This window comes from Rhizobium azibense (assembly GCF_004342325.1).
In the GTDB taxonomy this organism is placed as follows: domain Bacteria; phylum Pseudomonadota; class Alphaproteobacteria; order Rhizobiales; family Rhizobiaceae; genus Rhizobium; species Rhizobium etli_B.
Genome location: NZ_SMBJ01000003.1, coordinates 522,318 through 548,720, shown reverse-complemented (window position 1 = coordinate 548,720; position 26,403 = coordinate 522,318). Strand labels below are relative to the sequence as shown.

Sequence of the window (26,403 nt, the reverse complement as noted above, 5' to 3'; positions counted from 1 at the left end):
ATGGATATGAACGAAATCAAAGAGATCTTTTTCCAGGAATGCGAGGAACAGCTCGCCGAACTGGAAGCCGGTCTCATGAAAATGAATGATGGCGATCGCGATCCGGAAACCGTCAACGCGGTGTTCCGTGCCGTCCATTCGATCAAGGGCGGCGCCGGCGCCTTCGGTCTGGACGATCTCGTCGCCTTCGCCCATGTGTTCGAGACCACACTTGATTGCGTTCGTTCCAACAGGCTTGAGCCGTCACAGGATGTCCTGAAGGTCATGCTGAAGTCGGCTGACGTGCTTGCCGACCTCACCAACGCCGCCCGCGACGGCGGCAGCGTCGACGAGAGCCGCAGCCGGGGTCTGGTGAAGGAACTGGAAGCGCTGGCGAACGGAGAGCTGCCATCTCCTTCCACAGCCGCTGAAGTGCCGGCGCCGAAACCTGCCGCAAAGGTGGCGCCTGCCCTCGCGGCTGCGGCGCCGGCCCCTAAGGCAACCGATGACAGCGGCTTCCAGCCGATACCCTTCTCCTTCGACGATTTCGGCGACGAGGAAGAGGTCGGTTCCGGTATTCCCGTCTATGAAATTGCCTTCAAGCCACGCTCCGACCTCTATTCGAAGGGCAACGACGCCACGCTTCTGCTGCGCGATCTCTCCCGCCTGGGCGAGATGAGCAGCTACTGCAACATGGACGATCTGCCGGGCCTCGACGATCTCGATGCCGAGGCTGCCTATTTCAGCTGGAATATCACGCTGAAGACGGACAAGGGAGAGGATGCCATCCACGCCGTTTTCGAGTTCGCCGAATGGGATTGCGATCTGAGCGTTAAGGCGGTCGGGGCCGAACCTTCTGTGTCGCCCAACGACGAACTGCCGATGATCCCCGTTCCCTTCGACCTTTCGATCCTGGATGAGGGTGCTGCCGAGGCACCGACGGAGCCGAATTCGGATGCTGCAGCTGCCGTTGCCGCCGCCGAGACGGTCTCAAACGTCACCCAGATGGCAGCCGCCGCAGCTCGTGTCGAAAAGAAGGAAGCTGCTGCTACGGCTGCCGCAAGCGCTGCCGCCGCTGCCCAGAATAATGCCGCAGCCGGCCAGACGATCCGTGTCGATCTTGATCGCGTCGACCGCCTGATCAATCTCGTCGGCGAGCTTGTCATCAACCAGGCGATGCTCTCCCAGAGTGTCATCGAGAACGACACGACCGGCACCTCGTCCATCAACATGGGTCTCGAAGAGCTGCAACAGCTCACCCGCGAGATCCAGGATTCAGTCATGGCGATCCGCGCGCAGCCGGTTAAGCCGGTCTTCCAGCGTATGTCGCGCATCGTTCGCGAAATCGCCGACATGACCGGCAAGACCATTCGTCTGATCACCGAAGGTGAAAACACCGAAGTCGACAAGACGGTCATCGACAAGCTGGCCGAACCACTGACGCACATGATCCGCAATGCGGTCGACCATGGCATCGAAACGCCGGAGAAGCGTGCGGCAGCCGGCAAGAATACCGAAGGCACGGTTCGTCTGACGGCAAAGCACCGTTCGGGCCGCATCCTGATCGAGCTCGCCGACGACGGCGCCGGCATCAATCGCGAGAAGGTTCGCCAGAAGGCAATCGACAACGACCTGATCCCCGCCGACGCCAACCTTTCGGACGAGGAAATCGACAACCTGATCTTCCTGCCCGGCTTCTCGACGGCCGACAAGATCTCCGACATTTCGGGGCGCGGCGTCGGCATGGACGTCGTCAAGCGCTCGATCCAGGCCCTTGGCGGCCGCATCAACATCACCTCGCGTCCGGGCCATGGCTCGGTCTTCACGATGAGCCTGCCGCTGACGCTTGCCGTCCTCGACGGCATGGTGGTCACGGTCGCCGGCCAGACGCTTGTGGTACCGCTGACCGCCATTGTCGAGACACTGCAGCCGGAAGCTGCTGCGATCCATTCATTCGGCGCCAACCACCGCCTGATCTCGATCCGCAACAGCTTCTGCCCGCTGGTCGATGTCGGCCGCATCTTGAACTTCCGCGCAACGCAGGCAAACCCGGTCGAAGGCGTCGCACTGCTCGTCGAATCGGAAGGCGGCGGTCAGCGCGCCCTTATGGTCGATGCGATCCAGGGCCAGCGTCAGGTCGTCATCAAGAGCCTTGAGGCGAACTATACGCATGTACCGGGCATCGCTGCGGCAACGATCCTCGGCGACGGGCGCGTGGCGCTCATCCTCGATGTCGATGCCGTGGTCGGCGCTTCGCGCGGCCAGGCACTGAAACCCGAAATGTCGTTGGCAGCAGCTGGATAGGTCATGTCGCATACCGTGAAAAATCTGAGCCAGGGGGATCGCGAGCTCATCGCGTTCCGCATCGGCGACCAGGAATTTTGCGTCAACATCATGTCGGTTCGCGAAATCCGCGGCTGGACGCCGGCAACGGCGATGCCGCATTCGCCGGCTGACATGAAGGGCATCATCAACCTGCGCGGCGCGGTGCTGCCGATCATCGATCTTTCGGCACGGCTCGGAATGAAGCCCTCCGAGCCGTCGGTACGTCACGTCATCATCGTCGCGCAGGTCCGGCGGAAGGTCGTCGGCCTGCTCGTCGACGCAGTCTCGGACATCCTCACCGTCACCGATGACAATATTCAACCGACGCCGGAAATTACTTCCGACACAGAGCGCCAGTTTGCCCGCGGCATTCTTGCGATCGAAAAGCGGATGATCTGCCTCGTCGAACTGGAAGCACTGTTTCCCGATACCGAAAGCGAAGCTGCATGAATGCGTCGAGTGCAAAAGATCTCAGGCAGGGGAACCCGGAAGAGGTCCTGGCGAGCGGCGAATATCCGCTGACGCGCCGTGACCTCATGGAAATCGCCGCGATGATCTACTCGGATGCTGGGATTTTCCTGAACGAGACCAAGGCTTCGCTGGTCTATTCGCGTCTTTCCAAGCATATCCGCAATCTCGGCCTTTCAGGTTTTCGCGAATACTGCTCGCTGGTTTCTTCGCCTGCGGGCGCTGCGCCGCGCCGCGAAATGCTTTCGCATCTGACGACCAACTTCACGCGCTTCTTCCGCGAGAACCATCACTTCGAGCACCTGCGGGACCACGTGCTGCCGGAGCTTCTCAGTCGCGCCAAGACGGGCGGGCGGGTCCGTATCTGGTCGGCGGCATCTTCCGACGGGCAGGAGCCCTACTCGATTGCGCTGACGGTGCTTTCGATGATGCCCAATGTCGCCGACTACGATTTCAAGATTCTTGCGACCGACATCGACCCGAAGATACTGAATCTCGCTCGGGCCGGCTGTTACGACGAGACGGCTCTCGAAACCGTATCGCTGGCCATGCGCAAGCAGTGGTTCACGGAAGTCAACATGGATGGGCGCCGCAAATTCCAGGTCGATGACCGCCTCAAGCGCCTGATCACCTACAACGAGCTGAACCTGATGGCGCAGTGGCCCTTCAAGGGCAAGTTCGACGTCATCTTCTGCCGCAACGTCGTGATCTACTTCGACGAACCGACGCAGATGAAGATCTGGTCGCGCTTTGCCGAACTGCTGCCGGAAGGCGGACATCTTTACATCGGCCACTCCGAGCGCGTTTCCGGCGAAGCAAAGCACGTCTTCGACAATATCGGCGTTACCACCTATCGCCACACCACGAGCGGATTGGGGAGAAAGGGATGAGCGCACCGGCAAGAGTTCTCGTCGTTGACGACTCTCCCACGATGCGTGGGCTGATCAGCGCCGTCCTGAGTTCCGATCCGGACGTCAACGTCATCGGCCAGGCGGGCGATGCGCTGGAAGCGCGCGAAGCGATCAAGAAGCTCAATCCCGATGTCGTCACGCTCGACATCGAGATGCCGAACATGAACGGTTTGGAATTTCTCGAGAAGATCATGCGGCTTCGCCCCATGCCGGTCATCATGGTCTCCACCATGACCCACCGCGGCGCCGAGGCCACGCTCGCCGCGCTCGAGATCGGGGCCTTCGATTGCGTCGGAAAGCCTGCCCCAGGCGAGCCGCGTCCGTTCGGCGATCTGGCCGAGAAGGTCAAGGCTGCCGCGCGCACGCAGCGCCAGTTCGTGCAGCCGCCAGCTGTTCCGGTTCCGCCGGTATCGGTCGCCGATTTCCGGGTCGGCCGCAAGATCGTTGCGATCGGTTCGTCGACCGGTGGCGTCGAAGCGCTGATCGCGGTGCTGCAGAAGTTCCCGGCCAACTGCCCGCCGACGGTCATCACCCAGCATATGCCGCCGGCCTTCACGAAAAGCTTTGCCGACCGCCTCAATCGTCTCTGTGCTCCGGTCGTTGAAGAAGCGAAGGATGGCGCACGTTTAGAGATTGGTAAGATTTATCTGGCACCAGGCGGAGAGCGTCATTTACAGGTCGCGAATGCGTCCGCACCCTGTTGCCGTCTCGTCGAGCGCGATCCGGTAAACGGCCACCGCCCCTCCGTCGACGTTCTCTTCGATTCCGTTGCCGAATTTGCCGGACGCAATGCGGTCGGCGTGATCCTGACAGGCATGGGCCGCGATGGTGCGGCTGGCCTCTTGAAGATGCGCCATGCCGGCGCACGCACTCTCGGACAGAACGAAAAGACTTGCGTCGTCTATGGGATGCCGCGAGTGGCTTATGAACTGGGTGCCGTTGAGCAGCAGCTGCCACTGAATGCCATCGGCGAAGAAATACTGAAAATGACAGCCGCCCGAAAGGAAGGAACAGAATAATGTCGATTGCGGAGAAAATCAAAGTTCTGATCGTCGACGATCAGGTCACGAGCCGGTTGTTGCTCAGCGATGCGCTGACCCAGCTCGGCTTCAAGCAGATCACGGCTGCCGGCGACGGCGAGCAGGGCATGAAGATCATGGCCCAACAGCCGCATCATCTGGTGATCTCGGACTTCAACATGCCGAAGATGGATGGTCTCGGTCTGTTGCAGGCCGTACGCACCAATCCTGCAACCAAGAAGGCTGCCTTCATCATCCTGACTGCTCAGGGAGATCGTGCTCTCGTGCAGAAGGCCGCCCAGCTCGGCGCCAACAACGTGCTTGCCAAGCCCTTCACCATCGAAAAGATGAAGGCGGCGATCGAAGCCGTGTTCGGAGCGCTGAAATGAACGTCGAGGCGGCAGCCCGCCGCGTTCATATCATTCAAGGCGAATGGAAGGTCCTGAATGATCCGACCGCGGTTTTGACGACCATTCTTGGTTCGTGTGTGGCTGCCTGTCTGCGCGATCCCGTGGCAGGTGTCGGTGGTATGAACCACTTTCTGCTCCCAGGCACGGGCAACACGCCGATGAGTGGCGGGGACGCGACGCGCTATGGCGTTCACCTGATGGAATTGCTGATCAACGGCCTTCTGAAGCAGGGCGCGCGCCGCGACCGCCTGGAAGCCAAGATTTTCGGCGGGGCAAAGACGATCTCGACGTTCTCCAATGTCGGCGAACAGAACGCTGCCTTCGCCATGCAGTTCCTGAAGGATGAAGGTATCCCGGTCGTCAGTTCCAGTACCGGCGGCGAACACGGCCGCAAGCTGGAATACTGGCCGGTTTCGGGCCGCGCGCGCCAGTACCCGCTGACCGGCGCTGAAACGCAGAAGACGGTGGCTCTCGAACAGCGACCTGTCGCCCCCCAAAAGCCGGTCGAAACAAGTATCGAGTTTTTCTGATGACGAGGGTTTTTCTATGACTTTCAGTGGAACGATAGAGGTGCCTTCGCCGGTCGAAGCGCTTCCGGACATCCTCATGCGTATCGTTTCCGAACTGCACGATGTCGCCTATCTCATCGAGCGCATCGAGCCGCAGCTTCTCGAAATCGGTGGCGCCGATGTCCTGCACTCGCCCGACAGCATGAAGATCATGCAGGGCATCGATCTTGCCGTCCAGAAAACCCGCGGTCTTGCTGAATTCATTGACACGATCACCGGCGAAATTCCGCAGAGCTGGGTTGTCGACGTCGCGACCGCGCTCAGCCTGGTCAAGCTTGCCGAAATGCAAAAAGCGCTCGGCGGTGCCACACGCCACGGCCATTCCCAACCGCTCAGCAAGGCTGCCGGCGACTTCGATTTCTTCTGACTTGAAAGCTCCCGAACTGCCCTGACGAAACGCTCGCACAAGTTTCGCCGTCTATCAACAAATGAGGCAATAAGCCTGTTTTGTCTTTGACGGATCGTGCGAGAACAGAATGAATCTGTTAAATCAGTTAGTTCAACTCATTAAGAACTTGGGTTCGCTCGGGCGGACACGCTTGTTGGCGCTCGCTGGCGTTGGCGTTTTTTCAATTGCAATTATCTTGGCTGCTGCCTTTTTCGTTAACAAGCCGGCGCAGGAAACGCTCTATGTCGGCCTTGATACTCCTGACCTCAACCAGATCAGCATGGCTCTTGCGGAAGCCAATATCGGCTTCCAGGTCGGTTCGGACGGCTCAAGCATTACCGTGCCTGCCGGCATGACGGGCAAGGCCCGCCTGCTGCTTGCCGAGCGCGGCCTGCCCAACAGCGCGAATGCAGGCTACGAACTCTTCGACAATGTCGGCTCACTCGGCCTCACCTCCTTCATGCAGGAAGTCACACGCGTGCGGGCGCTCGAAGGCGAAATTGGCCGCACCATCCAGTCCATCTCGGGCATCACCGCCGCTCGCGTCCACATCGTCATGCCGGAAGTGGGAAACTTCCGTAAGGCGGAACAGAAGCCGACAGCCTCCGTCATGATCCGGGCGAGCGCTGCGGCAGGCCGAAGTGCCGCCACCTCGATCCGCCACCTCGTCGCCTCGGCCGTGCCTGGGCTTGATGTCGATGACGTGACGATTCTTGATTCCGCCGGCCAGTTGCTCGCATCTGGCGACGAGGCAAGCAACAGTTCGCTGAACCGCTCGCTCAACATCGTCCAGAACGTCCAGCAGGAAGTCGAATCGAATATCGACAAGGCCCTGGCTCCCTTCCTCGGCATGGACAATTTCCGCTCCAGCGTGACTGCCGATCTCAACACGGATGCGCAGCAGATCCAGGAGACCGTCTACGATCCGGAATCAAAGGTGGAGCGCTCCGTGCGCACGACGAAGGAAGCCTCGCAGTCGCAGCAGAAGCAGTCCGATAACGCAACGACCGTCGAGCAGAATGTTCCGCAGGCCGCACCCGAGCAAGGTGGCAGCAATAGTCCGGAATCGCAGGACAAGTCGGACAAGAAGGAAGAGCAGACCAACTACGAGATCAACAGCAAGACGACGGCCACGACGCGCAACAGCTACGAGATCGAGAAGCTCTCGATCGCCGTTGTCGTCAACAAAGGTCGTATCGCCCAGATGGTTGGCGAACCTGTCGATCAGGCCAAGATCGATGCTTATCTGGCCGAGATGCAGAAGATCGTCTCTTCAGCGGCCGGTATCAGTGCGGATCGCGGCGACGTCGTCACCGTGACGGCGATGGACTTCCTCGAGAACCAGCTTCTCGAAGATGCCGCCGGCGGCGTTCGCGTCATCGATATGCTTAGCCGCAACCTGGCCGGCATCATCAACTCGCTGGCCTTCCTGGGCGTCGCCTTCGTGGTGGTCTGGATGGGCGTGCGGCCCCTGGTGCGCAGCATCAGCAGCAGCGGTGCGGGAACCATCGGCGACACGTCTTCAGAAAGTGTCGGCCTGGAACTGCCTGACTTCGCTCCGGCCGGCGGAGCGGCTGGCGGCGGCGCGCTCATGGACGGGTTCGGCTCGGACTTCGGCTTCGACAGCACCGAAGACCTGCTCAGCCTGGGCGACGACGACGGAAACTTCAACCGCCGCGTCAAGGAGGGCCCGGAGCGGAAGCTCGCGCGAATGGTCGAGATCAACGAGGAACGCGCGGCAAAAATCCTCAGGAAATGGGCAGTGGACAACGCCGCGTGAACGAAAGGCCGGGAGACCGGCCATTCTTGACCTTTTCAACCACCCGCTTGCCCGATCACGGACTTGTTATCGAAAGCTGCCGCGGGGCCATATTTTGCACATGATTGAATGGGGCATCGATTATTTGCCAGATCAAGGCGGGTGCGTAAGTCGCTCTTTGCATAATTAAAGATCAATCGCTTGGCGGTACGCCTGCTGAAGCCAAAAAACTTACTCGGCAAATACATATTCATTTGAGACGCGCCGCTTAGGCGAATTTGTTCTCGATAGTCAGAACAAGGTCGTCGATGTTTGAAGTAGATATGAATTGTGGCGCAGAAGTACTTATATGGCGCTGGCCCGAACGGAGTGTTGTTTGCGATATAGGGAGAATCACAATAGATTCCAGGCCAGCTAATCAAGCGATGTCTGAGCGCGAATCACGCGCACGGAAAGCGGCAAGAGTAAATCCCAAGAACTCAGATATGGTAGTTTCTATCGTCTGACTTACCCTTGGGTGATTCGTTTAGTCATTGCCGCAGGCCGCGACGGCCCTGCGCAGACACTGCCTTGCAGGAACGGGCACTCAGCTGCGGGACGTTGCCGATGGATATGCGCATACTGCTTAAGGGCGAAAATCAGGCCGCGAACTTTGTTGGTCTCCAGACCGTCAATCTTTGCTCTCGCGAGGAGCTTATTGGGCAGCTCAGCGAAATTGCCGTTAGCGGTAGATTGCAGCTCGCGCTTCGCACGCTAACGGACTACGTCGGAGCGTCGCATTACCTGCTGGCACGATCAGACCTCATACAGGAGGCCGACCTCGATTTCATCGTATCCTCGGACTGGCCGTTCGATCTCGTGAAGGCCCTGGCGACGTCACTGACGACGAGCTATGCACGCACGACCGAGCTCGAAAAGTGCATGCAGCTCTTCCAGCCGAATTTTACGCTTCTGCCCGACAATGCCGAGGTGCCGGATGGCGCCAGCCGCCAGTATTGTTCCTTGACCTTGAATGTCGGCCGTTCGCGGCTGTCGCTGATGTTCCTTTTCGATGACGGCTTCATCCTGTCGCCGGAGCGGCTGAGGGACGTGGGCCTTCTTGCAGGCTATCTCGCAAGTTCGCTCCGGTGCGGAGGCGCCCGGCCGGAGCGCGATTTCGAGCTGACGGAGCGGGAACTCGAATGTCTCTTCTGGATCGCCGAGGGCAAAACCAGCGATGAGATCGCGATGATCCTGGGCATCTCCCGCAATACGATCAACAACTACATTACGAGCGTCATGCGAAAGACGGCGACGAAAACTCGCTCCGAGGCCATAGCGTTTGCGGTGAGAAACAATCTCGTCTGAGGGGAATTTATGGGGCATTCGTCAAACAGGGCGATGGGTAGTACCGAACACATACGCAGCGTGCGCCTGAACAGGCTAAGCAGCCGCTCCGACCTCTTCCCGCGGCTGGTCGCGATGCAGAAACTGGCGGATGCCCAGAATTTTGCAGTCTACCGGATGAGCGGCTCGGGTCTGCCGGTGAAGCAGCGTCTGGTCTGCGAACTGGAAAACTGGGGACCTTCGGCAGCGGCGGCCTCAAGCAAGGCCCTTGTGGACAGTTACGGCGACGCGCTGCTGGACCATATCGAAAAGTCCCTCCTGCCTGTGTCCTGGGCTGGCGGCCATGATCGCGCCGCGCCCGGCTCTGCCAGTTTCGCGCCGTTCATGGCCCGGCTGATGGATGGCATTCTGCCCTTTTCAGGCCTCGCGTTTCCGGTGCGGCTCGGTGCTGCAGGAAATGGCTTCGTCGTCTTTACCGGCGACTATCTTGATCCCGGCAGCGACATGATCGTGGAGCTTCACGGCCGCAGCTGCCAGATCATGATGGATCTGCTCTCGCTGGACGAACGCCGCGCGGCGGCGGCGGAAGCGTTGAGCGAACGCGAGATCGCTTGCCTGCAACTTGCCGGCGACGGACGCATCAGCGAAGAGATAGCAGACAAGCTCGGCCTTTCGGTCCATACGGTCAATGCCTACCTCGGCTCGGCGACGATCAAGCTGGATTCGGTCAATCGCGTCCAGGCAATCGCCAAGGCCATTCGCCTCGGCTACATCAGCTGACAAGCGCGGGCCGGGCGGACCAGCCGGGCTCTTTACGCTTCATGTCGGAGGGATCCATCAGCCCGCAAGCGCCTGCAGCGAGCCTGTATTGTACCGGCTTTCGCGCAGGCTTCGTTCGAGAAAGGCCGTGTTCACGTCTGGATCGGCAGACGGTTCATGGAAGGCGATGTGATTGATGTCGATGCCAGCATGCTCCTCGGCCAGGGTCAGCTGCGCATAGACCGTCACGCCGTGCGGCTTGATCTCGAGATCGAGGACGACCTCAGGCTTGCCACCCCATTCCAGCGTGTAGTTGCCTCCAAGTCCGAAATTGACCGTGCCAGGATGAAAGAAGAGCTCCGCGGCGGACGCCACCAGATCGGCGATGCTGCCGTAATACTCGAAGCGCAGCAGCGAAATCAGATCCGAAGCGTCGAGAAGCCGAAGCTCGGTCGCAACCGGGCTGATGGCTTCGGCAAGAATTCGTTCACGCTGAGAAGAGTAGGGGCATTTCTTCATTCGGCTTATCTTACCCGTTTGTTCCTGGCGTCGGCGGCATATACCCGGTGAATGAGCTCTGCCACTGCCTTGTAGAATACTGATGGGATGACACTATCGATCGAGACTTGCGCAAACATGGAGCGTGCAAGGGGTGGATCTTCGAAAACCGGAATTCCGTTCTTTTCGGCTATCTCTCTGATTTTCAAGGCAATGAGGTCCTGACCCTTGGCGAGAACCACTGGCGCATCGTTTTCTTCGCGCACGTAGCGCAAGGCCACGGCATAGTGCGTCGGGTTGGCGATGACGAGCGTGGCGCGGTCGACATTGGCAATCATGCGGCGGCGGGCACGGTCTCGCATCAGCGAGCGCTGGCGACCCTTCACGAAGGGGTCGCCCTGAGCCTGCTTGTTTTCCTCCTTGACTTCATGGCGCGTCATCTTGAGTTCGCTGAACCAGTGATGCCGCGACCAGAAGAAGTCCGCGATCGCAACGACGGCCGTCGCCAAAAGCACGACCAGCACGATCTTGCGCATGATCGTCATCGTCCGCTCGAAGAAGGTTTGCGGGTCGGAGAACATCGCGTCGATCGCGTTGAAATATTCGCTCTTCAGCACGAAGAACATGATCACGCCGACGATCAGGATCTTGAAGAGCGACTTGCCGAATTCGACCAGGCCAGGCAGGCTGAAGATGCGCGAAAAGCCCTTGGCCGGAGAAAGGCGCGATAGCTGCGGACGGATGCGTTCGAGAACCGGAGTGGGAAGGTTCTGGCTAATGGATGCCACGACGCCGAAGGTCATGAACAGCAGCATGGCCGGCGTGAGCAGCACGGCGCTCACCCAACCGAGATGCACGAAGAGTGACATCGCGTCCGGCCCGGTCTCGATCTTCCATTGGTCCGGCTGCTCGAAGATGTCGCGGAGCGATTCGCTGACGCGGCTGATGCCGTCAGGCAGATAGAAGGTCAGATAGATGAAGGTCGCAAGAACAGTGGCAAAGATCGGCACTTCGCGAGAGAAGGGCGTATTGCCCTTCTCTGCCGCGTCGGCCTGCTTTTTTGCTGTCGGGGCTTCTGTTTTGCTGTCCTTGTCTTCATCAGCCAAGTCCGCGGCCCTCCATCAATGGAAAGGGCCGCAGCATGGCGCGGCCCGTTCTGAAAAGCGTAGTCTTGTGGTCGATCGCGATCAACGCTGTGAGCTGCCTCTCGTCGGGTTGTCAACAGAAGCAGACGCTTAGGCGGCTGCCGGCGCTTCGCTCCCCGTCTCCTTGAGCTGGATCTGGCCGGAATTTGCCAGACGAATCGCTTCTTGGGCGACAGCACGCCGCGCAATGGCGATCTCGCGGGGATTGATGCCGACAGTGCCGCTCTGCAGGTCCGATTCGATCATTCGTCGCTGGCGCGGGCTGATCGAGGACAGAACGGCTTCGCGGATTTCGGGCGACGCGCCGCGCAAGGCCATGGTCAGAATGTCGGCGGAGATATCGTTGAGCAGCATGACGCGGCTGCGCTGCGGCATGAAGAGAATGTCGTCGAAGAGGAAGATCTTCGGGCGAACCTTGTTGACGGATTCGCGGCTGATCGACTCCAGCGACGTGAGCAATGTATCGACCTGCGGCTTGTCCATCTCGTTCATGAGTTCGGCAACCTTGTTCGAGCCGACCGAATTCTTCTCGGCCTCGACCTCGGCCAGCAGCGTCATCACCTGCTTTTCGATGATCTGCGCCACCTTGGGGCTGACGGATTTCAGGTTGACGGTACGGTTCATGATGTCGGCGCGGCGGCTGTCGGGAAGCTGCATCAGCACCTTGGCACCGAAGGAAGACGGCATCATCGAAAGGATATAGGCGACGGTCTGCGGATGTTCGCGCAGCAGGAACTTGCCGATGAAGGCCGGGTCGCCCTCGCCGAGTCGGTCCCAGATTGAGGTTTCGTATGCCTGGAATGCGGTGCGGCGACCAAGAAGGCTGTCCACCTCGTCCGGTGTCAGGCCCTCCTCGAGAATGCTCTCGATGGCCTTGGCATTGTCCATAAGGCCGGCGCCTTCGGTGAAAAGATCTTCGAATTCGGCTACCAGACCAAGAAGCTCATCCGGCGGAATGGCCCGCAGAGCCTGTGCGGAGGAGATAATCGTCTGCAATTCGGCCTGGGTGAAATACTTCAATAGCCGGCCTGCGACTCCCTTCCCCATAGCGAGGAGTACAGCCGCTGCCTTTTCAGCCTGGGTCAACGGTTTCCCGGCAAGTGCGCCGCCGAAATCGTCAAAGTCCATCATGGTCTAACCTCTCCGCCCCTAACCGGGGTCAGGCTTTTTTTGTGCTCAAAACTTCTATCAGTTTAACCCCGAAGCGGGTGTCGTCATTCTCGAGCACGGTGATTTCGCCACGTGCGATCTTGCGGCCGTTCACCATGATTTCAACCGGCTCGCCAATTTTCTTGTCGAGGGCGATTGTCGCACCTTCGTTGAGATTCATCAGGCCGGAAACCTGCATGCGGCTGCTGCCGAGCATGATCTGGACGTCGATCGGAATGTCCATGATCAGTTCGAAGTTCGAAGACAGCGCGCTGCCAAGCGGTGCCGGTTCGGCGCTTGCCGCCGACAAACCGGTATCGCCGAAATTCGAAGAACCGCCAAAGTCGCCGCCGCCGAACTCGCTGCTGTCGAAGGATGTCTCGGCTGCGCCATCGCTTCCAAAGTCGCCGAAGGCCGCCAGGTCGGTGCCGGTTCCGCCGCCGAATGCATCGGCCTCTTCGCCCAAGTCCGCGAGTCCGCCGTCCGAATCCTGCTTCAAAACCCCGCGCAGATCATCGATCGCCTGGTCGAGGTCGGCTTCGTTGCCCGCAAGCTCCAGTGACAGATCGTCGTTCTGCTTAGTTTTTTTCGTAGCCATGAAATCACTATTCCAGTTGAAACTTGCCTCAAACTGCCGTTGCAGCCGAAGGGAGGGGAGCCGATCAATTCATCAAATGCCGGATGAGTTCGTCGTCGGAGCTGATCGTATCTTTGACCCTGACGGTATAATTTTCGCCGGAACGCCCGAACTCGCACACATACAATTCCTTGCTGTTAGCACTGACCTCGACACGGACGTCGCCGGTATCGCGGAACGGAATGACATCGCCCGGCGCGAGCCTGGAGATGGTGCGCAGCGTCAGATCCTGAAGGCGGATTTTCGCGTCGAGCGTCACATTAGAACGGTGGACCTGTTCGGTGAGCTGTTCGGTCCACTCCGTGGACTTGGCGGACTGGTTCGTTGCCTTCGGTGCTGAGATCTGCGTCTTCAGCAGTGGCGCCTGGGGCACGATGACCGAGAACTCGGACGCAATGCCCGAAAGCGTGATTGACATGTTGATGGCCGAGGCGAATTCGTCTGCCATGTCGCTGGAGGGATGGGCGCGCAATTCATGCGGATGCGGCGGCCCAAGACTGGGTTCGAAGCCGCCCGGCGCATTGACGGCGGAACGCAAGACATTGGCGATCTTCTCGAAAACCATGACCGCCAGTTCAAGTTCGATGACCGAAAGCGATCTATCGGCCGGCTGCTCGATCGTATCGGAGGCAGCCCCAAGCAGGTTTTCCATCAGTGTGATGACGAAGCTGTTGCCGCAGGAAAAGGTGATATTCTGCGACCAGTTGCGCAACGTCGCCTCGACGAGGGTGACGTTGGTGTCGAGGTCGGCGATCAGATCGTTCTTGTAGCCGGAACTGCAGCCGATATAGGCAACAGCGATATCGAGCCCGGTTTCACTCTTGAAGACATCCGGCAGGAATTCGCGATAGACCTCCGACAATGAAGCGCAGAGCTTTTCTATGGTCGCCCGGTCGCCGAAGCGTCCCGTCAGCTTTGCAAGAAGGACCGGATCCATTGCCGGTCTTTGAGGGGAAAGGTTGCTCATGGTCTTTTAGGCCGCCTTGTTCTCGCCACCCGGGTTCATCATTTCCTGTTCGACCGCGTCGATTGATGGGCGCTCGTAAGCAGAAATCGTCTTGCGGCCGTATTCGAGAGCCACCTGCGGTACCGAGCCGTTCATGTAGGCAAGCAAGGTCTGCTTCACGATGACATAGAGGCGATGCTGCTTCGTGCGCACCACCTTGATCTGGGAGACGAGCGGCGAGCAGAGGCAATAAGACAGCAGAATGCCGAGGAAGGTGCCGACGAGCGCCGAACCGATCAGGTGTCCGAGGACTTCCGGCGAATCGTTGATGTGCGCCATGGCCTTGATGACGCCGAGAACGGCGGCGACGATACCGATCGCCGGAAAAGCGTCGCCCATGATCTGGATGGCGTGATACGGCTTCATCTTGTCGTGCAGGATCGTGTTTATCTCTTCGTCCATCAGAGCCTCGATCTCATGCGAGCGGGCATTGCCGATAATGATCAAGCGGACGTAGTCGCAGATGAATGCCGTCAATTCCTTGTTCTTCAGGATCGTCGGAGCCGAGAGGAAGATCGAGGATTCGGCCGGATTGTCGATATGCGCCTCGATTTCGTTGCGTGATTTCGTGCGCAGGTCGCGCATCAGCGAATAGAGAACACCCAGCGTATCGAGGTAATTCCGCTCCTTGGGCACCGTATGCTTGAAGGCTTCACCGAGCGCCTTTGCGGAATCCTTCACCACCTTCATCGGGTTCGCCATGATGAAGCTGCCCAGGCCGGCGCCGGCGATGATGACGAGTTCGAAGGGCTGCCAGAGTGCGCCGACATGGCCACCCATCGCCATGAAGCTGCCGACGATGCAGCCGCAGGTAATCACAAATCCGATAATGATATTCATCGTCAGTCCAAACCTGAACGTTGTTTTCAACCTCAGGGATAGGGTTGCTGGCTTGCGTGAGGCTGATGGTTGGCGCCCATCCGCATGCCAGCTTCGCGCAAGGATTTGCCGTCAGCTTCGAGGTGACCAATGGAACCGATTCGTCTGTTTCTGAGATGCCGCTCAGTTAAACCGTGGTCGAACAAACGACGGGACCCCGTCTTCGTTGCGTTCATCGCCAATGCCAGGAGCCTACCATGCAATCCGGTCTTTATGTTTCCTTGTCATCCCAGATGGCACTCGAAAAGCGCCTGACGACAATTGCGGACAATATGGCCAACGTGAACACGACCGGATTTCGCGGGACGGAAATCAAGTTCAATCAGTTGCTGAGCGACACCGACAACAAGCTCAACGCAAAGGTTGCCTTCGTCTCGCAGGGCAACGACTATCTGTCCGGCGACAGCGGGGAGCTGCAGCACACCGGCAACATGCTGGACTTTGCCATCAAGGGTAACGCCTGGTTTGCACTGGATACACCGGCGGGTCAGGTTCTGACCAAGGACGGCCGCTTCACCATGAAGGATACGGGCGAGCTCGTGTCGATCCGCGGCTACCCGGTTCTCGACGCTGGCGGCGCGCCTATTCAGCTGAACACGGCCGGTGGCGAGCCCAAGGTCGGCAATGACGGCATGATCTACCAGGGCGGGCGGCAGGTCGGCTCGCTCGGTCTCTTCGAAGCCGATATAACCAAGGGTTATCTCCGCTATGAGAACAGCGGCGTGATGACCACGCAGACGCCGCGGGCCGTTACCGACCGGTTCAATATCGGCATCGAGCAAGGCTATCTCGAAAACTCCAACGTCAACGCGATGCACGAAATCACCCAGCTGATCGAAGTCAACCGTGCCTTCGAGAGCATCGCCTCGCTGACGGCAGACAGCGAAAGCTCCTTCAACGAGGCCATCAAGACTCTGGGTGGCAGCCGTTGAGCGGAAGGTTTGACGGATGACCAACACACCGCTGACTGAAGACGCGCTTTCGCCGAAGCTCGATCATCTTGCCGCCCTCGTCGGCCGCTATATCAAGCCGGAACATGCGGTCGCACATGGCGGCCATGTCCAGACGATCGCTGCCGGCCACTATACGGTCAGCGGACTTTCCCGCCACGTCCGTCTCGGCGAATTCGTCGCCCACAAGTCGGCGACCGGCATCCATCTTGGCGAGGTCGTCCGCGTCGAGCCGGAACTTGCCTATGTCTGCCCGATCGAACCCGGTGAGCCGATCGGCATTCGTGACACGGTCATCCGCAAGGGGGCTTTTCGAATATCGCCAGCCGAAAGCTGGTGCGGCCGGACGATCAATTCGCTCTGCGAACCGATCGACGGACTTGGCCCGATCGTCGAGGGCTTCGATCGCCGCTCGATTTCCAATGCCGCGCCGCCTTCGATGACGCGCAAGCGTGTCAACAAGGGCTTCCGGACGGGTGTACGCGCCATCGATATCTTTTCGCCGTTATGCCACGGTCAGCGCCTGGGCATCTTCGCAGGCTCCGGCGTCGGCAAATCGACGCTGCTCTCGATGCTCGCCAAGGCCGACGCCTTTGACAGGGTCGTCATTGCGCTCGTCGGCGAACGCGGCCGTGAAGTGCGCGAATTCATCGAGGACACGCTTGGCGAGAACATGAAGAAGTCGATTGCTGTTGTCGCCACCAGCGACGAGAGCCCGATGCTGCGCAAGATGGCGCCGTTGACGGCGGTGACGATCGCCGAACATTTCCGCGATCAGGGCGACAACGTTCTCCTGATTGTCGACAGCATCACGCGCTTTGCCCACGCCATCCGTGAAGTGGCGACGGCATCCGGCGAGCCGCCGATCGCCCGCGGCTATCCCGCATCCGTTTTCACCGAGATGCCGCGACTGCTCGAGCGGGCAGGTCCCGGTCCGGAGGGCACCGGAACAATCACTGCAATCATCTCGATCCTCGTCGATGGCGACAATCACAACGATCCGATCGCCGACTCGACGCGCGGCATTCTCGACGGCCACATCGTCCTGCAGCGCAGCCTGGCGGAGGAGGGCCGCTATCCGCCGATCGACCCGCTGGCTTCCATTTCGCGCCTTGCCCGCAAGGCCTGGACGCCGGATCAGGAAAAGCTCGTCTCGCGCCTGAAGGCGCTGATCCATCGCTTCGAGGAAACCCGCGACCTGCGCCTGATCGGCGGCTACCGACCGGGGGCAGACGCGGATTTGGACATGGCGGTCAAGCAGGTACCGATTATTTACGATGTTTTGAAACAGTCGCCGGGAGACCGCGAATCGGCCGATGCCTTTGCTGACCTGGCGGCAGCACTCAAGACGGCTGCCGGGATTGCGAACCAGCCGGCGACCATCCCGACGAGACCCAGAGGCTAGCTTTGACCACTTTCGACGATGATGACGAGCGCATCGCTCCCTTGAAGCCGCTGGAAAAGCGGCAGGCGCTGATGCTCGACCGTGTACTGACGGTGACCGGGCTTGCGCTGGCGGGCGCAGCGGCGTTCTTCCCATGGTACGTCTTCTTCAACGAGGACAAGTTCAGCATCAAAGTCGAACAAGGGGACCGGAGCCGTGACCTGCCGGATTGGCCCGAACGCAACGTTTTCAGCGTTTCGCCGCTTGCGATGGTCAACAAGAACGAAGTGGAGAAGAAGCCCGCGCCTCCCTTCGATCCGCTGACGACCGCGACGGTTTCGAATGTCGGCAGGGAGAGCAACAAGGGTGCCTTGCCCGACGACCAGCCGTTTCCGGCCGTTTCCGGTTTCAAGCTGCTGCATGTCGCCAACGGCCGCGCGCTGATCGAGGATTCCTCGGGCATGTATGTCGTGCGCGTCGGATCGATCCTGCCGGACGAAAGCCGTCTTGCCACGCTGGAAGAGCGCAACGGCAAATGGGTGATCGTCACGTCCAACGGCGAAGTCTACCAGAACAAATGATTTCGATTGCTGCGGCCGATGGAGGCTCCCGCGCCTGCGACGGGGCCTCTTTCCTTTTGGCGCTTCCATAAAGATCGCTTCGGGAAAGAGCCGAAATTCTCCGTAAGTCTGACGCAAGATTGCCGCCCTAGGGTCCTCTCAGTAAAAACGGAGAGTTCCCATGCAACCGATTCAACTTTTCGACTTGGCCTCGCGGCAGGCGGAATGGCTGACGATCCGTCAGGAGGTTGTGGCCGGCAATATCGCAAATGCAAACACGCCGAAATTTCGTGCCAAGGACGTGACGCCTTTCGAGGCCGTGCTCGACAAGGCCGATATCACGATGGCCCGCACCAATCCGGCGCATTTCAGCGGCAACGATTTCAGCACCAGCGGCGGCATCGACGTCAGGGAAGCCGCACTCGACCAGGAAATCGGCGTGCAGGAATCGGGCAACACCGTCGGCCTTGCAGAGGAGCTGTCCAAGTCCGGCGAGATCAAGCGTCAGTACGAGTTGAACACCTCTTTGGTGGGCTCCTTCCACCGAATGATGTTGATGACCGTAAGGAAGTAATGTCGTGGATCCCTTGTCAGCAGCAATGAAGATTGCAGGTTCCGGACTCGAAGCGCAGTCGACACGCCTGCGCATCGTCTCGGAAAATATCGCAAACGCCCGTTCGACCGGTGATACGCCCGGTGCCGATCCCTATCGCCGCAAGACGATCACGTTTGGCGAGGAGGTGGATCGCGCCGGCGGTGTGACGACAGTAGGCGTCAAGAAGCTCGGCGTCGACGAATCCGATTTCACGACGGAATACGATCCGAGCAATCCGGGTGCCGACGAGCGCGGCGTCGTCAAGCTGCCGAATGTCAACATGCTGGTCGAAATGGCCGACATGCGCGAAGCCAACCGTTCCTATGACGCCAACCTGCAGACCATCAAGCAGACCCGCGACCTGATCTCGTCCACGATCGATCTCCTGAAGAGCCAATAATGATCAACAACATAACCAACGTCAGCTCCCTTTCCGTAACGCGCGGCCTCGGCAGCGTTGCGACCGAGAATTCCTCCACGGTTCCTTCTGCCGCCGAAAGCGCCAAGAACGACCAGAGCTTTGCGGCCGTTCTCGGAAACATGGCAACGCAGGCCGTCGGTACCATGAAGGGCGCTGAAAGCATGTCCTTCGCCGGCATCAAGGGTGCGGCGACGACCCGCGAAGTTGTCGATTCCATGCTGCAGGCCGAGCAGACCCTGCAAACCGCAATCGCAATCCGTGACAAGGTCGTGTCGGCCTTTCTCGAAGTCACCAAGATGCAGATGTAACTGGATTTAAGGACGAACCGATGAGAGCGCTCGCCATTGCGGCTACGGGCATGGATGCCCAGCAGACAAACCTCGAAGTGATCGCGAACAACATCGCGAACATCAATACGACAGGCTTCAAGCGTGCACGCGCCGAGTTTACCGATCTGCTCTACCAGACCGAACGCGCCAAGGGCGTCGCAAACCGCGCCAACCAGGCGATCGTTCCGGAAGGCGCCAATATCGGCCTCGGCGTGCAGACATCTGCGATCCGCAACCTGCACATTCAAGGCGAGCTCAGCCAGACCGGCAACGACCTCGACGTGGCGCTGATCGGCAAGGGTTTCTTCCAGATCGAGGCCCCGGACGGCACGACGCTCTACACGCGCGCGGGCGCTTTCAACAAGAATGACCAGGGACAGCTCGTCACCGTCGACGGCTATGAGGTCGTCCCGGGCATCACGATTCCGACCGGTTCGACGGAACTGACGATCAGCCGGTCCGGCGAAGTCACCGCAAAGCTCCCGGGCCAGACGGAACCGACGACGCTCGGCCAGCTGACGCTTGCAAGCTTCGTCAACGAAGCCGGCCTTCAGCCACTCGGCGACAACCTTTTCCAGCAGACGCCGGCCTCGGGCGACCCGGTCGTCGGTACGCCGGACGAAGAGGGCTTTGCGTACATGAAGCAGGGCTACCTGGAATCGTCGAACGTCGATCCGGTGAAGGAAATCACCGAGCTGATATCGGCCCAGCGCGCCTATGAAATGAACTCCAAGGTCATCACCACCGCCGACGAAATGGCCTCCATCGTCAGCAAGAACCTGAAGTAAGAGGAAAGGGCCGAACATGATGTTTCGCCGGGCGAGAAATACAGTCGCTTCGACGGCATTGGCCGCGGTTGCGATCGCAGGCATCGTCTTGCCCGGCTCCGTGAGCGCCGGCATGGGCTATGCGGTCGTGCCGACGGCCATCATCTATCCCGGAGAAACGATCAGCGGTGGCCAGCTTCAGGAGGTCGAAGTCACCAATCCCAACCTTGCTGGCGGCTATGCGAGATCCATCGAAGAAGTTCGCGGCATGATCTCGAAGCGCACGCTGCTGCCGGGACGCACGATCCCCGTCTCGGCCCTGCGCGAGCCGTACACTGTCACCCGCGGATCGCAGATTCGCCTTATCTTCCGCATCGGCGCGATGACGATCTCGGCGGCAGGCTCGCCGCTCGAGGACGGCTCTACCGGCCAGGTCGTTCGTGCCCGCAACATGGATTCAGGCGTCATCGTCAGCGGCACCGTGCTTGCCGATGGCACCATACATGTGGCGGCAAAATGAAGATAATCTCTCGCATGTGTATCGCCCTTGCGGCGCTTTCCTTGTCCATGGCGCATGTGACGCCGGCATTTGCGCTGACCTCGCGCATCAAGGACATCGCCTCGTTGCAGGCCGGGCGCGACAATCAGCTCATCGGCTACGGTCTCATCGTGGGCCTTCAGGGCACGGGCGACGGCTTCCGCGCTTCGCCGTTCACCGAACAGTCGATGCGCGCCATGCTGCAGAACCTCGGCATTTCGACGCAGGGCGGCGAATCCAATGCGAAGAATACGGCTGCTGTCATGGTCACGGCGAACCTTCCGCCGTTTGCAAGCCCCGGCAGCCGCATCGATGTCAGTGTCAGTTCGCTTGGCGACGCGACCTCGCTGCGTGGCGGCACGCTCGTCATGACATCGCTTTCGGGCGCCGACGGCCAGATTTATGCAGTCGCGCAGGGCTCCGTCGTTGTCTCCGGCTTCCAGGCGCAGGGCCAGGCTGCAACGCTGACCGAGGGCGTCACGACGGCCGGCCGCGTCCCGGGCGGTGCAATTATCGAGCGCGAGCTTCCCTCGCAATTCAAGGATTCCGTCAATCTGGTGCTGCAGCTTCGCAACCCTGATTTTTCGACGGCCGTGCGCATTGCAGATGTGGTGAACGGCTATGCGGCTGCACGTTTCGGCGGTCCGGTTGCCGAGGCGAGGGACGCGCAGGAAGTTATCGTCCAGAAGCCGCGTGCGGCGGACCTGACGCGATTGATGGCCGACATAGAAAATCTGGTCGTCGAGACCGATACGCCGGCAAAGGTCGTGGTCAACGAGCGCACCGGCACGATCGTCATCGGGGCGGATGTCCGCGTCTCGCCGGTCGCGGTCAGCTACGGGACCCTGACCGTACAGGTTACCGAGCTGCCGCAGATTATCCAGCCGGAACCCTTCTCGCGCGGCGTCACAGCCGTTCAGCCGCAGACAGATATTGCTGCGCAGCAAAACGGCGGGCGGGTCGCGATCCTCGAGGGTCCTAACTTGCGGACCCTGGTCGCAGGTCTCAACAACATCGGCGTCAAGCCGGATGGTATCATCGCAATCCTGCAGGGTATCAAGTCCGCGGGCGCCCTGCAGGCGGAGCTCGTACTGCAATGATCGGATCGAAGTTCGACATCAGAATATCTGAACTGCTACGGCGGCTCTCGTTACCGGCTGCCGCGGCCATCCTTCTGTCCATCCCCGGCGCCTTTGCCCAGGAAGCTGCAAGACCTGCCGGCGACCTGAGCTCGGAAGAGGAAATCAAGCAGTTCTGCACCAACATCGCCGATCCGGCGCGAGATCGGCGCTATCTGCTGCAGAGGCAGGAACTGGAAAAGCTGCGCGCCGATATCGATGCCCGCGTGGCGGAGATGGACAAGCGCAAGGCCGAGTACCAGGACTGGCTGAAGCGTCGCGACGATTTCCTCAAGCAGGCTCAGGCCGGCCTTACCGACATCTTCAAGAACATGAAGCCGGATGCTGCGGCGCTGCAGCTTCAGGAGGTCAAGATCGAAATCGCCGCGGCGGTGATCATGCGGCTCGGCTCGCGTCAGTCGAGCCTGATCCTGAACGAGATGGATCCGCTGAAGGCGGCCGTCATCGCCAATATCATCGCAAGTGCGTCCGATCCCAATACCTCGAAGGATCCCTCATGAACAAGCGTTTCCCGGCTGTCATTGCCGCTGTTGCCCTTCTAGCCGGCTGCCAGTCGCCGCAGGCTGTGAGGGAGATCGGCCGGGCGCCCGCCATGAGCCCGATCGGCAGCGGCCTTGCTTATGGCCAAACGCCGCAGATGGCCCTTTATCCGAAGCAGCCGCGCCAGGTAGCGCAGGGCTATTCGTTGTGGAGCGATTCCCAGGCAGCGCTCTTCAAGGATGCGCGCGCACTCAACGTCGGCGACATCCTGACGGTCAATATCCAGATCAACGACAAGGCGACGTTCGACAACGAAACCAATCGCAGCCGCCAGAATTCGAGCGGCCTCAATTGGGATGTGCAGGCCAACATCTTCGGTTGGAATCCGACCTCCGAGACGGACATCACCTACGGTTCCGACACGAGCACTGACGGCAAGGGCAAGATCGAGCGATCCGAAAAGCTCACGCTGCTCGTCGCTGCTGTCGTCACCGGCATCCTCGAAAACGGCAACCTTGTCATCAGCGGTTCGCAGGAAGTCCGCGTAAACCAGGAAATCCGCATTCTCAATGTTGCCGGTATCGTGCGTCCGCAGGACGTCGATTCCGAAAACCAGATCTCCTACGAGAAGATCGCCGAAGCCCGCATCTCCTACGGCGGCCGTGGCCGCCTAATGGAAGTGCAGCAGCCGCCACGCGGCCAGCAGGCCATCGATCTCTTCTCGCCGCTCTAGGGCCGGACGACCATGGCAGACTCAGAAGATACCGACGGCAAGCCGAAAGCGAAGTCCGCCATGGTGATCATGGCGGCGGGGCTTCTTGCACTCACCGTTGTCGGCGCCGGCGGCGGCTGGCTCGTCGGCACGATGATTGCGCCAAACGTCAAGAGCGCCGAGCAGGCAGCGGCGCTAACGGTTTCGGCCAGCGGCCAACAGACAACGGAAGGCGAGGGCGGACTGCCCCATATTTCCACCGAGGCGAACAACGTCGTCCAGCTTGAGCCGATCACGTCGAACCTCGCCTATCCCTCGGAAAACTGGGTCCGGCTCGAAGTGGCGCTGCTTTTCAACGGTCCGCCGGACGTGAAAGTGGCCGAGGACATCCACCAGGATATCCTGGCTTACATTCGCACCGTTTCCCTTCAGCAGATTGAAGGACCGCGTGGCTTTCAATATCTGCGGGATGACATACGGGAACGTGTTGACCTGCGCTCGCAAGGACGAGTATCGAAGGTCATGTTCAGGACCTTTGTCATCGAATGATTCGATTCATAGTTTTCTTCGCTGCCATGATGACGGCGCCGGAATTGGCGGTTGCCCAGCAGCTGCCGACAGATCTTTTGAACATACCCGTCGATGGCTCCGTCGCCGCTTGGATCATCCGCACCTTCGGCCTTCTGACAGTCCTTTCCGTCGCTCCCGGCATTCTGATCATGGTGACGAGCTTTCCACGCTTCGTCATCGCCTTTTCGATCCTGCGCACGGGCATGGGGCTTTCGTCCACCCCTTCCAACATGATCCTGCTTTCGTTGGCGCTCTTCATGACCTTCTACGTCATGTCTCCCACCTTCGACCAGGCCTGGCAGAGCGGCGTGCAGCCGCTGCTTTCCAACCAGATCAACGAGCAGGAGGCCGTGCAGCGCATTGCCGAGCCCTTCCGCACGTTCATGGCCGCCAATACGCGCGACAAGGATCTGGCGCTCTTCGTCGATCTCGCGCGCGAACGCGGCCAGACCGTCCAGACCGGTGCCCGGGTCGACTACCGTGTTCTTATTCCCGCTTTCATGATTTCGGAGATCCGGCGCGGGTTTGAGATCGGCTTCCTGATCGTCCTGCCGTTTCTCGTCATCGACCTGATCGTTGCAACGATCACCATGGCAATGGGCATGATGATGCTGCCGCCGACGTCGATCTCGCTGCCGTTTAAGATCCTGTTCTTCGTTTTGGTCGACGGCTGGAACCTGCTCGTCGGCAGCCTGGTGCGATCCTTCAGCTAACCTCCACCGACAATACCGTTTGGCCGGCAATGACAAGGCGCCGGGCATGCTACCCGGCGTTTCCTCCATTCAAATCGCGCGCGCCAACCTCGTTGCTTAGGACGGGGAAGAACAGCTTATGCAGCAGTTATTCCGCCGAGTAGAACGGCTCCGTACGTGGCGGCAAGGCCGGCACGTCGATGTGATCGGGGTCAAGACCGTTCCTGGCGCGCTCTGCCATCATTTCATAGGCTGTTTCCAGGTGATGACAGAAGCGCTCCGCATCGAAAAGCGGCATGATCGGGCCGTTGGCTTTCAGGCGCGCCTTGTAGCCGGCGATCTTTCCGGGATTTTGCGCCAGCTCGACGGCCATGTCCTCATAAGCCTTCAGGTCCGGGGCAACCAGTTCGGGCATTCCGATCGCGTGCTGCAGGCTCTCGCTGACGCGCGAGGCGAAGTTCGTGCCCTTGACTGTCAGGACCGGCAGGCCGCCCCATAGCTGCTCCGACGTTGTCGTGTGACCGTTGACCGGGAATGTGTCGATGCCGATGTCGGCTGCCTGCTGGCGGGTGATATGTTCTTCGTAGGTGACACGCGGGCAGAAGATGATGCGCTTTTGCGAGATGCCGGCCTCCTGGAACCTCTTGGAGAGATTTGCCTGGTTGCGCGCGCCGTTGGACATGATCCAGAGAACGCTGTTGGGCGCGCGTTTCAGGATGTTGCACCAGCTGTCGATCGTCTCGGCGATGATTTTGCGGTTGCCGTTGAACGAAGCGAAGATGAAGGCATCTTCAGGCAGTCCGAGTTCGGCCCGCGAGATCGGCTTCGGTTTCGGGCGGTTCGTCGGGTCATTCGGCTGGTAGCTTTCCGGCATCCTGCAGAATTTCTCATGGTAATACGGCTTTGCCGCATCCGGAAGGACGAAGCGGTCGCCGATGACGTAGTCGAGATCGATGTTGAGCGTGCTTCCCGGAAAACCGAGCCAGGCGACGTGAACAGGCGCCAGCGGGAGGTTGAACGACGTCGCCCGACTGCCGGCCGTGTGGCCCTTCAGGTCGACCATGATGTCGATGTTGTGCTCGCGAACGACCGCAGCGATTGCTTCATTGGAAAGGCCGTACACGTCGACGACATTTCCCCATCGGCTGCGGTCGGTCGTGTTCTTAGCCAGATGCTCCGGCTCGGTGTGGCAAAAGAGCGTAATTTCGAAGCGGCTGGTATCGTGCAGCTCGAGGATGCGCTGCAGGAGCTTCATCGTCGCGTGGTGGTCCCAGAAGTCCGAGGACATGTAGCCGACGCGGATCTTGTCGGACCAGGTGTGCGGCATCTTCCGCCGCATGGCGACGCGTTCTGGATTGAGGGGGGTCGTGCCGATCGTGGCAAACCGGTTCAGGCGCTCGTCGCCGTTCCAGTGAAGATGATAGAAGGGGTTGTCCTTGCGAAGCACGTCGAGGTCGCCCTTGGCGATGCGCTCGATGATCGGACCGCTGTGTTTGTCGGTTTCGTCGAAGTCGTTGAACTCGCGCAAGAAGACAAGATAGAGAAAGCGGAAAGCGATATTGCCGGGGTAGCGCTTGAACAGGTTGCGCGCGAGCATCTGGTTGGTCTGATCGTGCAGGTCGTCGGTCAGAAGCAGGGCGGCGAGCCTGGAGTGGTCCGGATTGGAACTTTCCGACAGCACTTTCTTGAACGGTTTTACGATGTCGCGCTGCTGGCGGTTCAGGTAGATCGAGGTCAGGATATAGGCAAGTTCAGCGTCATCCTGCGCCTTCGACAGATTGCGCATCCCGATCAGCAATGCGTCGTCTTCGTTCCCGCACTCAAAATGCAGACGTGCGGCCTGCTTGTGGTATTCGTAGGCGTTCGGACCGTCGTATTGCGCAGCGAGCGCATAGGATCTTGCCGCATCCGCCTTGAAGCCCAACTGCAAAAGGTTCTTTGCAAGCAGCGCGTAGGTTTTGGCGTCCTGTTGGCTGTCGATGAGCTGGTTCAGTATTGCAAGCGATTGGGTATAGCGGCCCATCTGGAAGTCTTTGGAG

At 59.9% G+C, this 26,403-nt stretch carries 30 protein-coding genes; 23 read left to right on the top strand and 7 right to left on the bottom strand.

Annotated elements, in window-relative coordinates; genetic code table 11:
- The 10 genes from EV130_RS10200 to visR all read left to right on the top strand — a co-directional run bounded on the left by EV130_RS10200 (window position 1) and on the right by visR (window position 9,934).
- Window positions 1-2,283, top strand: coding sequence for a chemotaxis protein CheA (locus EV130_RS10200; protein ID WP_132660170.1), 2,283 nt, complete (start codon window positions 1-3; stop codon window positions 2,281-2,283).
- Between the two features lie 3 nt (window positions 2,284-2,286).
- A complete protein-coding gene (locus EV130_RS10195; protein ID WP_132660168.1) occupies window positions 2,287-2,754 on the top strand; it encodes a chemotaxis protein CheW in 468 nt (155 codons plus the stop codon).
- The gene (gene cheR, locus EV130_RS10190; RefSeq protein WP_132660166.1) at window positions 2,751-3,662 is read left to right on the top strand and encodes a protein-glutamate O-methyltransferase CheR; all 912 of its coding nucleotides are present in this window, start codon (window positions 2,751-2,753) and stop codon (window positions 3,660-3,662) included. The genes EV130_RS10195 and cheR overlap by 4 nt, the downstream gene beginning before the upstream one ends.
- Complete coding sequence (gene cheB, locus EV130_RS10185; protein WP_132660164.1) at window positions 3,659-4,702, top strand: protein-glutamate O-methylesterase CheB; 1,044 nt, start codon at window positions 3,659-3,661, stop codon at window positions 4,700-4,702. The genes cheR and cheB overlap by 4 nt, the downstream gene beginning before the upstream one ends.
- Window positions 4,702-5,091 carry a response regulator gene (locus EV130_RS10180; RefSeq protein ID WP_022718672.1) on the top strand — a complete coding sequence of 130 codons (390 nt, stop codon included), beginning with the start codon at window positions 4,702-4,704 and terminating at the stop codon, window positions 5,089-5,091. The genes cheB and EV130_RS10180 overlap by 1 nt, the downstream gene beginning before the upstream one ends.
- The gene (gene cheD / locus EV130_RS10175; protein WP_132660162.1) at window positions 5,088-5,642 is read left to right on the top strand and encodes a chemoreceptor glutamine deamidase CheD; all 555 of its coding nucleotides are present in this window, start codon (window positions 5,088-5,090) and stop codon (window positions 5,640-5,642) included. Before EV130_RS10180 ends, cheD begins: the two co-directional genes overlap by 4 nt.
- Window positions 5,643-5,658: 16 nt before the next feature.
- Window positions 5,659-6,048 (top strand): chemotaxis protein CheT, encoded by a 390-nt coding sequence (gene cheT / locus EV130_RS10170; RefSeq protein ID WP_132660160.1) that lies wholly within the window; start codon window positions 5,659-5,661, stop codon window positions 6,046-6,048.
- 109 nt (window positions 6,049-6,157) lie between these two features.
- A complete protein-coding gene (gene fliF / locus EV130_RS10165; RefSeq protein WP_074060192.1) occupies window positions 6,158-7,849 on the top strand; it encodes a flagellar basal-body MS-ring/collar protein FliF in 1,692 nt (563 codons plus the stop codon).
- A gap of 585 nt (window positions 7,850-8,434) precedes the next feature.
- Window positions 8,435-9,175 carry a transcriptional regulator VisN gene (gene visN, locus EV130_RS10160; protein WP_132660158.1) on the top strand — a complete coding sequence of 247 codons (741 nt, stop codon included), beginning with the start codon at window positions 8,435-8,437 and terminating at the stop codon, window positions 9,173-9,175.
- A 9-nt stretch (window positions 9,176-9,184) separates the two neighbouring features.
- Window positions 9,185-9,934 (top strand): transcriptional regulator VisR, encoded by a 750-nt coding sequence (gene visR / locus EV130_RS10155; protein ID WP_132660157.1) that lies wholly within the window; start codon window positions 9,185-9,187, stop codon window positions 9,932-9,934.
- A 57-nt stretch (window positions 9,935-9,991) separates the two neighbouring features.
- Here visR and EV130_RS10150 read toward each other — a convergent pair whose 3' ends face one another.
- The 6 genes from EV130_RS10150 to motA form a co-directional block, all read right to left on the bottom strand.
- Window positions 9,992-10,432: a hypothetical protein gene (locus EV130_RS10150; RefSeq protein WP_132660156.1), complete on the bottom strand. Its 441-nt coding sequence runs from the start codon at window positions 10,430-10,432 to the stop codon at window positions 9,992-9,994.
- A 5-nt stretch (window positions 10,433-10,437) separates the two neighbouring features.
- Window positions 10,438-11,517: a flagellar biosynthesis protein FlhB gene (gene flhB, locus EV130_RS10145; RefSeq protein ID WP_074060196.1), complete on the bottom strand. Its 1,080-nt coding sequence runs from the start codon at window positions 11,515-11,517 to the stop codon at window positions 10,438-10,440.
- Window positions 11,518-11,646: 129 nt separating this feature from the next.
- On the bottom strand, window positions 11,647-12,687 hold the full coding sequence (gene fliG / locus EV130_RS10140; RefSeq protein WP_074060197.1) for a flagellar motor switch protein FliG: 1,041 nt from the start codon (window positions 12,685-12,687) through the stop codon (window positions 11,647-11,649).
- Window positions 12,688-12,715: 28 nt separating this feature from the next.
- Window positions 12,716-13,303, bottom strand: coding sequence for a flagellar motor switch protein FliN (fliN, locus tag EV130_RS10135; protein ID WP_132551916.1), 588 nt, complete (start codon window positions 13,301-13,303; stop codon window positions 12,716-12,718).
- 64 nt (window positions 13,304-13,367) lie between these two features.
- Window positions 13,368-14,309, bottom strand: a complete 942-nt coding sequence (locus EV130_RS10130) for a FliM/FliN family flagellar motor switch protein (RefSeq protein ID WP_245520044.1) — start codon at window positions 14,307-14,309, stop codon at window positions 13,368-13,370.
- A 6-nt stretch (window positions 14,310-14,315) separates the two neighbouring features.
- Entirely contained in the window at window positions 14,316-15,188 is an 873-nt protein-coding gene (gene motA / locus EV130_RS10125; protein WP_074060200.1) for a flagellar motor stator protein MotA, read from the bottom strand.
- A 236-nt stretch (window positions 15,189-15,424) separates the two neighbouring features.
- On the opposite strand from motA, the gene flgF reads away from it, so the two are divergent.
- The 13 genes from flgF to fliP all read left to right on the top strand — a co-directional run bounded on the left by flgF (window position 15,425) and on the right by fliP (window position 24,385).
- Window positions 15,425-16,159, top strand: a complete 735-nt coding sequence (gene flgF / locus EV130_RS10120; protein WP_074060201.1) for a flagellar basal-body rod protein FlgF — start codon at window positions 15,425-15,427, stop codon at window positions 16,157-16,159.
- Between the two features lie 16 nt (window positions 16,160-16,175).
- Window positions 16,176-17,582 carry a flagellar protein export ATPase FliI gene (gene fliI, locus EV130_RS10115; protein WP_132660155.1) on the top strand — a complete coding sequence of 469 codons (1,407 nt, stop codon included), beginning with the start codon at window positions 16,176-16,178 and terminating at the stop codon, window positions 17,580-17,582.
- A gap of 2 nt (window positions 17,583-17,584) precedes the next feature.
- On the top strand, window positions 17,585-18,142 hold the full coding sequence (locus tag EV130_RS10110; RefSeq protein ID WP_132551917.1) for a flagellar protein: 558 nt from the start codon (window positions 17,585-17,587) through the stop codon (window positions 18,140-18,142).
- A 160-nt stretch (window positions 18,143-18,302) separates the two neighbouring features.
- Entirely contained in the window at window positions 18,303-18,695 is a 393-nt protein-coding gene (flgB, locus tag EV130_RS10105) for a flagellar basal body rod protein FlgB (protein ID WP_074060204.1), read from the top strand.
- A 4-nt stretch (window positions 18,696-18,699) separates the two neighbouring features.
- Window positions 18,700-19,116, top strand: a complete 417-nt coding sequence (gene flgC / locus EV130_RS10100; RefSeq protein ID WP_022718688.1) for a flagellar basal body rod protein FlgC — start codon at window positions 18,700-18,702, stop codon at window positions 19,114-19,116.
- A complete protein-coding gene (fliE, locus tag EV130_RS10095; RefSeq protein ID WP_074060205.1) occupies window positions 19,116-19,445 on the top strand; it encodes a flagellar hook-basal body complex protein FliE in 330 nt (109 codons plus the stop codon). The genes flgC and fliE overlap by 1 nt, the downstream gene beginning before the upstream one ends.
- Window positions 19,446-19,465: 20 nt before the next feature.
- A complete protein-coding gene (gene flgG, locus EV130_RS10090; protein WP_074060206.1) occupies window positions 19,466-20,254 on the top strand; it encodes a flagellar basal-body rod protein FlgG in 789 nt (262 codons plus the stop codon).
- A 16-nt stretch (window positions 20,255-20,270) separates the two neighbouring features.
- Window positions 20,271-20,753: a flagellar basal body P-ring formation chaperone FlgA gene (gene flgA, locus EV130_RS10085; RefSeq protein WP_132551919.1), complete on the top strand. Its 483-nt coding sequence runs from the start codon at window positions 20,271-20,273 to the stop codon at window positions 20,751-20,753.
- On the top strand, window positions 20,750-21,871 hold the full coding sequence (locus tag EV130_RS10080; protein ID WP_074060208.1) for a flagellar basal body P-ring protein FlgI: 1,122 nt from the start codon (window positions 20,750-20,752) through the stop codon (window positions 21,869-21,871). Before flgA ends, EV130_RS10080 begins: the two co-directional genes overlap by 4 nt.
- Window positions 21,868-22,410, top strand: a complete 543-nt coding sequence (locus tag EV130_RS10075; RefSeq protein WP_074060209.1) for a MotE family protein — start codon at window positions 21,868-21,870, stop codon at window positions 22,408-22,410. Before EV130_RS10080 ends, EV130_RS10075 begins: the two co-directional genes overlap by 4 nt.
- On the top strand, window positions 22,407-23,123 hold the full coding sequence (flgH, locus tag EV130_RS10070) for a flagellar basal body L-ring protein FlgH (RefSeq protein ID WP_074060210.1): 717 nt from the start codon (window positions 22,407-22,409) through the stop codon (window positions 23,121-23,123). Before EV130_RS10075 ends, flgH begins: the two co-directional genes overlap by 4 nt.
- Before the next feature lie 12 nt (window positions 23,124-23,135).
- Entirely contained in the window at window positions 23,136-23,651 is a 516-nt protein-coding gene (locus EV130_RS10065; protein WP_132551920.1) for a flagellar basal body-associated FliL family protein, read from the top strand.
- Window positions 23,648-24,385 (top strand): flagellar type III secretion system pore protein FliP, encoded by a 738-nt coding sequence (gene fliP, locus EV130_RS10060; RefSeq protein ID WP_132551921.1) that lies wholly within the window; start codon window positions 23,648-23,650, stop codon window positions 24,383-24,385. The genes EV130_RS10065 and fliP overlap by 4 nt, the downstream gene beginning before the upstream one ends.
- Before the next feature lie 127 nt (window positions 24,386-24,512).
- On the opposite strand, the gene EV130_RS10055 is transcribed toward fliP, so the two are convergent.
- Entirely contained in the window at window positions 24,513-26,387 is a 1,875-nt protein-coding gene (locus tag EV130_RS10055) for an O-linked N-acetylglucosamine transferase, SPINDLY family protein (protein WP_081377133.1), read from the bottom strand.
- Window positions 26,388-26,403: the final 16 nt, after the last annotated feature.

Bases quoted from the DNA above. Each gene is read 5' to 3' on its own strand.
- EV130_RS10200 (WP_132660170.1), top strand. From the start codon at position 1: ATGGATATGAACGAAATCAAAGAGATCTTTTTCCAGGAATGCGAGGAA.
- EV130_RS10195 (WP_132660168.1), top strand. From the start codon at position 2,287: ATGTCGCATACCGTGAAAAATCTGAGCCAGGGGGATCGCGAGCTCATC.
- cheR (WP_132660166.1), top strand. From the start codon at position 2,751: ATGAATGCGTCGAGTGCAAAAGATCTCAGGCAGGGGAACCCGGAAGAG.
- cheB (WP_132660164.1), top strand. From the start codon at position 3,659: ATGAGCGCACCGGCAAGAGTTCTCGTCGTTGACGACTCTCCCACGATG.
- EV130_RS10180 (WP_022718672.1), top strand. From the start codon at position 4,702: ATGTCGATTGCGGAGAAAATCAAAGTTCTGATCGTCGACGATCAGGTC.
- cheD (WP_132660162.1), top strand. From the start codon at position 5,088: ATGAACGTCGAGGCGGCAGCCCGCCGCGTTCATATCATTCAAGGCGAA.
- cheT (WP_132660160.1), top strand. From the start codon at position 5,659: ATGACTTTCAGTGGAACGATAGAGGTGCCTTCGCCGGTCGAAGCGCTT.
- fliF (WP_074060192.1), top strand. From the start codon at position 6,158: ATGAATCTGTTAAATCAGTTAGTTCAACTCATTAAGAACTTGGGTTCG.
- visN (WP_132660158.1), top strand. From the start codon at position 8,435: ATGGATATGCGCATACTGCTTAAGGGCGAAAATCAGGCCGCGAACTTT.
- visR (WP_132660157.1), top strand. From the start codon at position 9,185: ATGGGGCATTCGTCAAACAGGGCGATGGGTAGTACCGAACACATACGC.
- EV130_RS10150 (WP_132660156.1), bottom strand. From the start codon at position 10,432: ATGAAGAAATGCCCCTACTCTTCTCAGCGTGAACGAATTCTTGCCGAA.
- fliG (WP_074060197.1), bottom strand. From the start codon at position 12,687: ATGATGGACTTTGACGATTTCGGCGGCGCACTTGCCGGGAAACCGTTG.
- fliN (WP_132551916.1), bottom strand. From the start codon at position 13,303: ATGGCTACGAAAAAAACTAAGCAGAACGACGATCTGTCACTGGAGCTT.
- EV130_RS10130 (WP_245520044.1), bottom strand. From the start codon at position 14,309: ATGAGCAACCTTTCCCCTCAAAGACCGGCAATGGATCCGGTCCTTCTT.
- motA (WP_074060200.1), bottom strand. From the start codon at position 15,188: ATGAATATCATTATCGGATTTGTGATTACCTGCGGCTGCATCGTCGGC.
- flgF (WP_074060201.1), top strand. From the start codon at position 15,425: ATGCAATCCGGTCTTTATGTTTCCTTGTCATCCCAGATGGCACTCGAA.
- fliI (WP_132660155.1), top strand. From the start codon at position 16,176: ATGACCAACACACCGCTGACTGAAGACGCGCTTTCGCCGAAGCTCGAT.
- flgB (WP_074060204.1), top strand. From the start codon at position 18,303: ATGCAACCGATTCAACTTTTCGACTTGGCCTCGCGGCAGGCGGAATGG.
- fliE (WP_074060205.1), top strand. From the start codon at position 19,116: ATGATCAACAACATAACCAACGTCAGCTCCCTTTCCGTAACGCGCGGC.
- flgG (WP_074060206.1), top strand. From the start codon at position 19,466: ATGAGAGCGCTCGCCATTGCGGCTACGGGCATGGATGCCCAGCAGACA.
- flgA (WP_132551919.1), top strand. From the start codon at position 20,271: ATGATGTTTCGCCGGGCGAGAAATACAGTCGCTTCGACGGCATTGGCC.
- EV130_RS10080 (WP_074060208.1), top strand. From the start codon at position 20,750: ATGAAGATAATCTCTCGCATGTGTATCGCCCTTGCGGCGCTTTCCTTG.
- EV130_RS10075 (WP_074060209.1), top strand. From the start codon at position 21,868: ATGATCGGATCGAAGTTCGACATCAGAATATCTGAACTGCTACGGCGG.
- flgH (WP_074060210.1), top strand. From the start codon at position 22,407: ATGAACAAGCGTTTCCCGGCTGTCATTGCCGCTGTTGCCCTTCTAGCC.
- EV130_RS10065 (WP_132551920.1), top strand. From the start codon at position 23,136: ATGGCAGACTCAGAAGATACCGACGGCAAGCCGAAAGCGAAGTCCGCC.
- fliP (WP_132551921.1), top strand. From the start codon at position 23,648: ATGATTCGATTCATAGTTTTCTTCGCTGCCATGATGACGGCGCCGGAA.
- EV130_RS10055 (WP_081377133.1), bottom strand. From the start codon at position 26,387: ATGGGCCGCTATACCCAATCGCTTGCAATACTGAACCAGCTCATCGAC.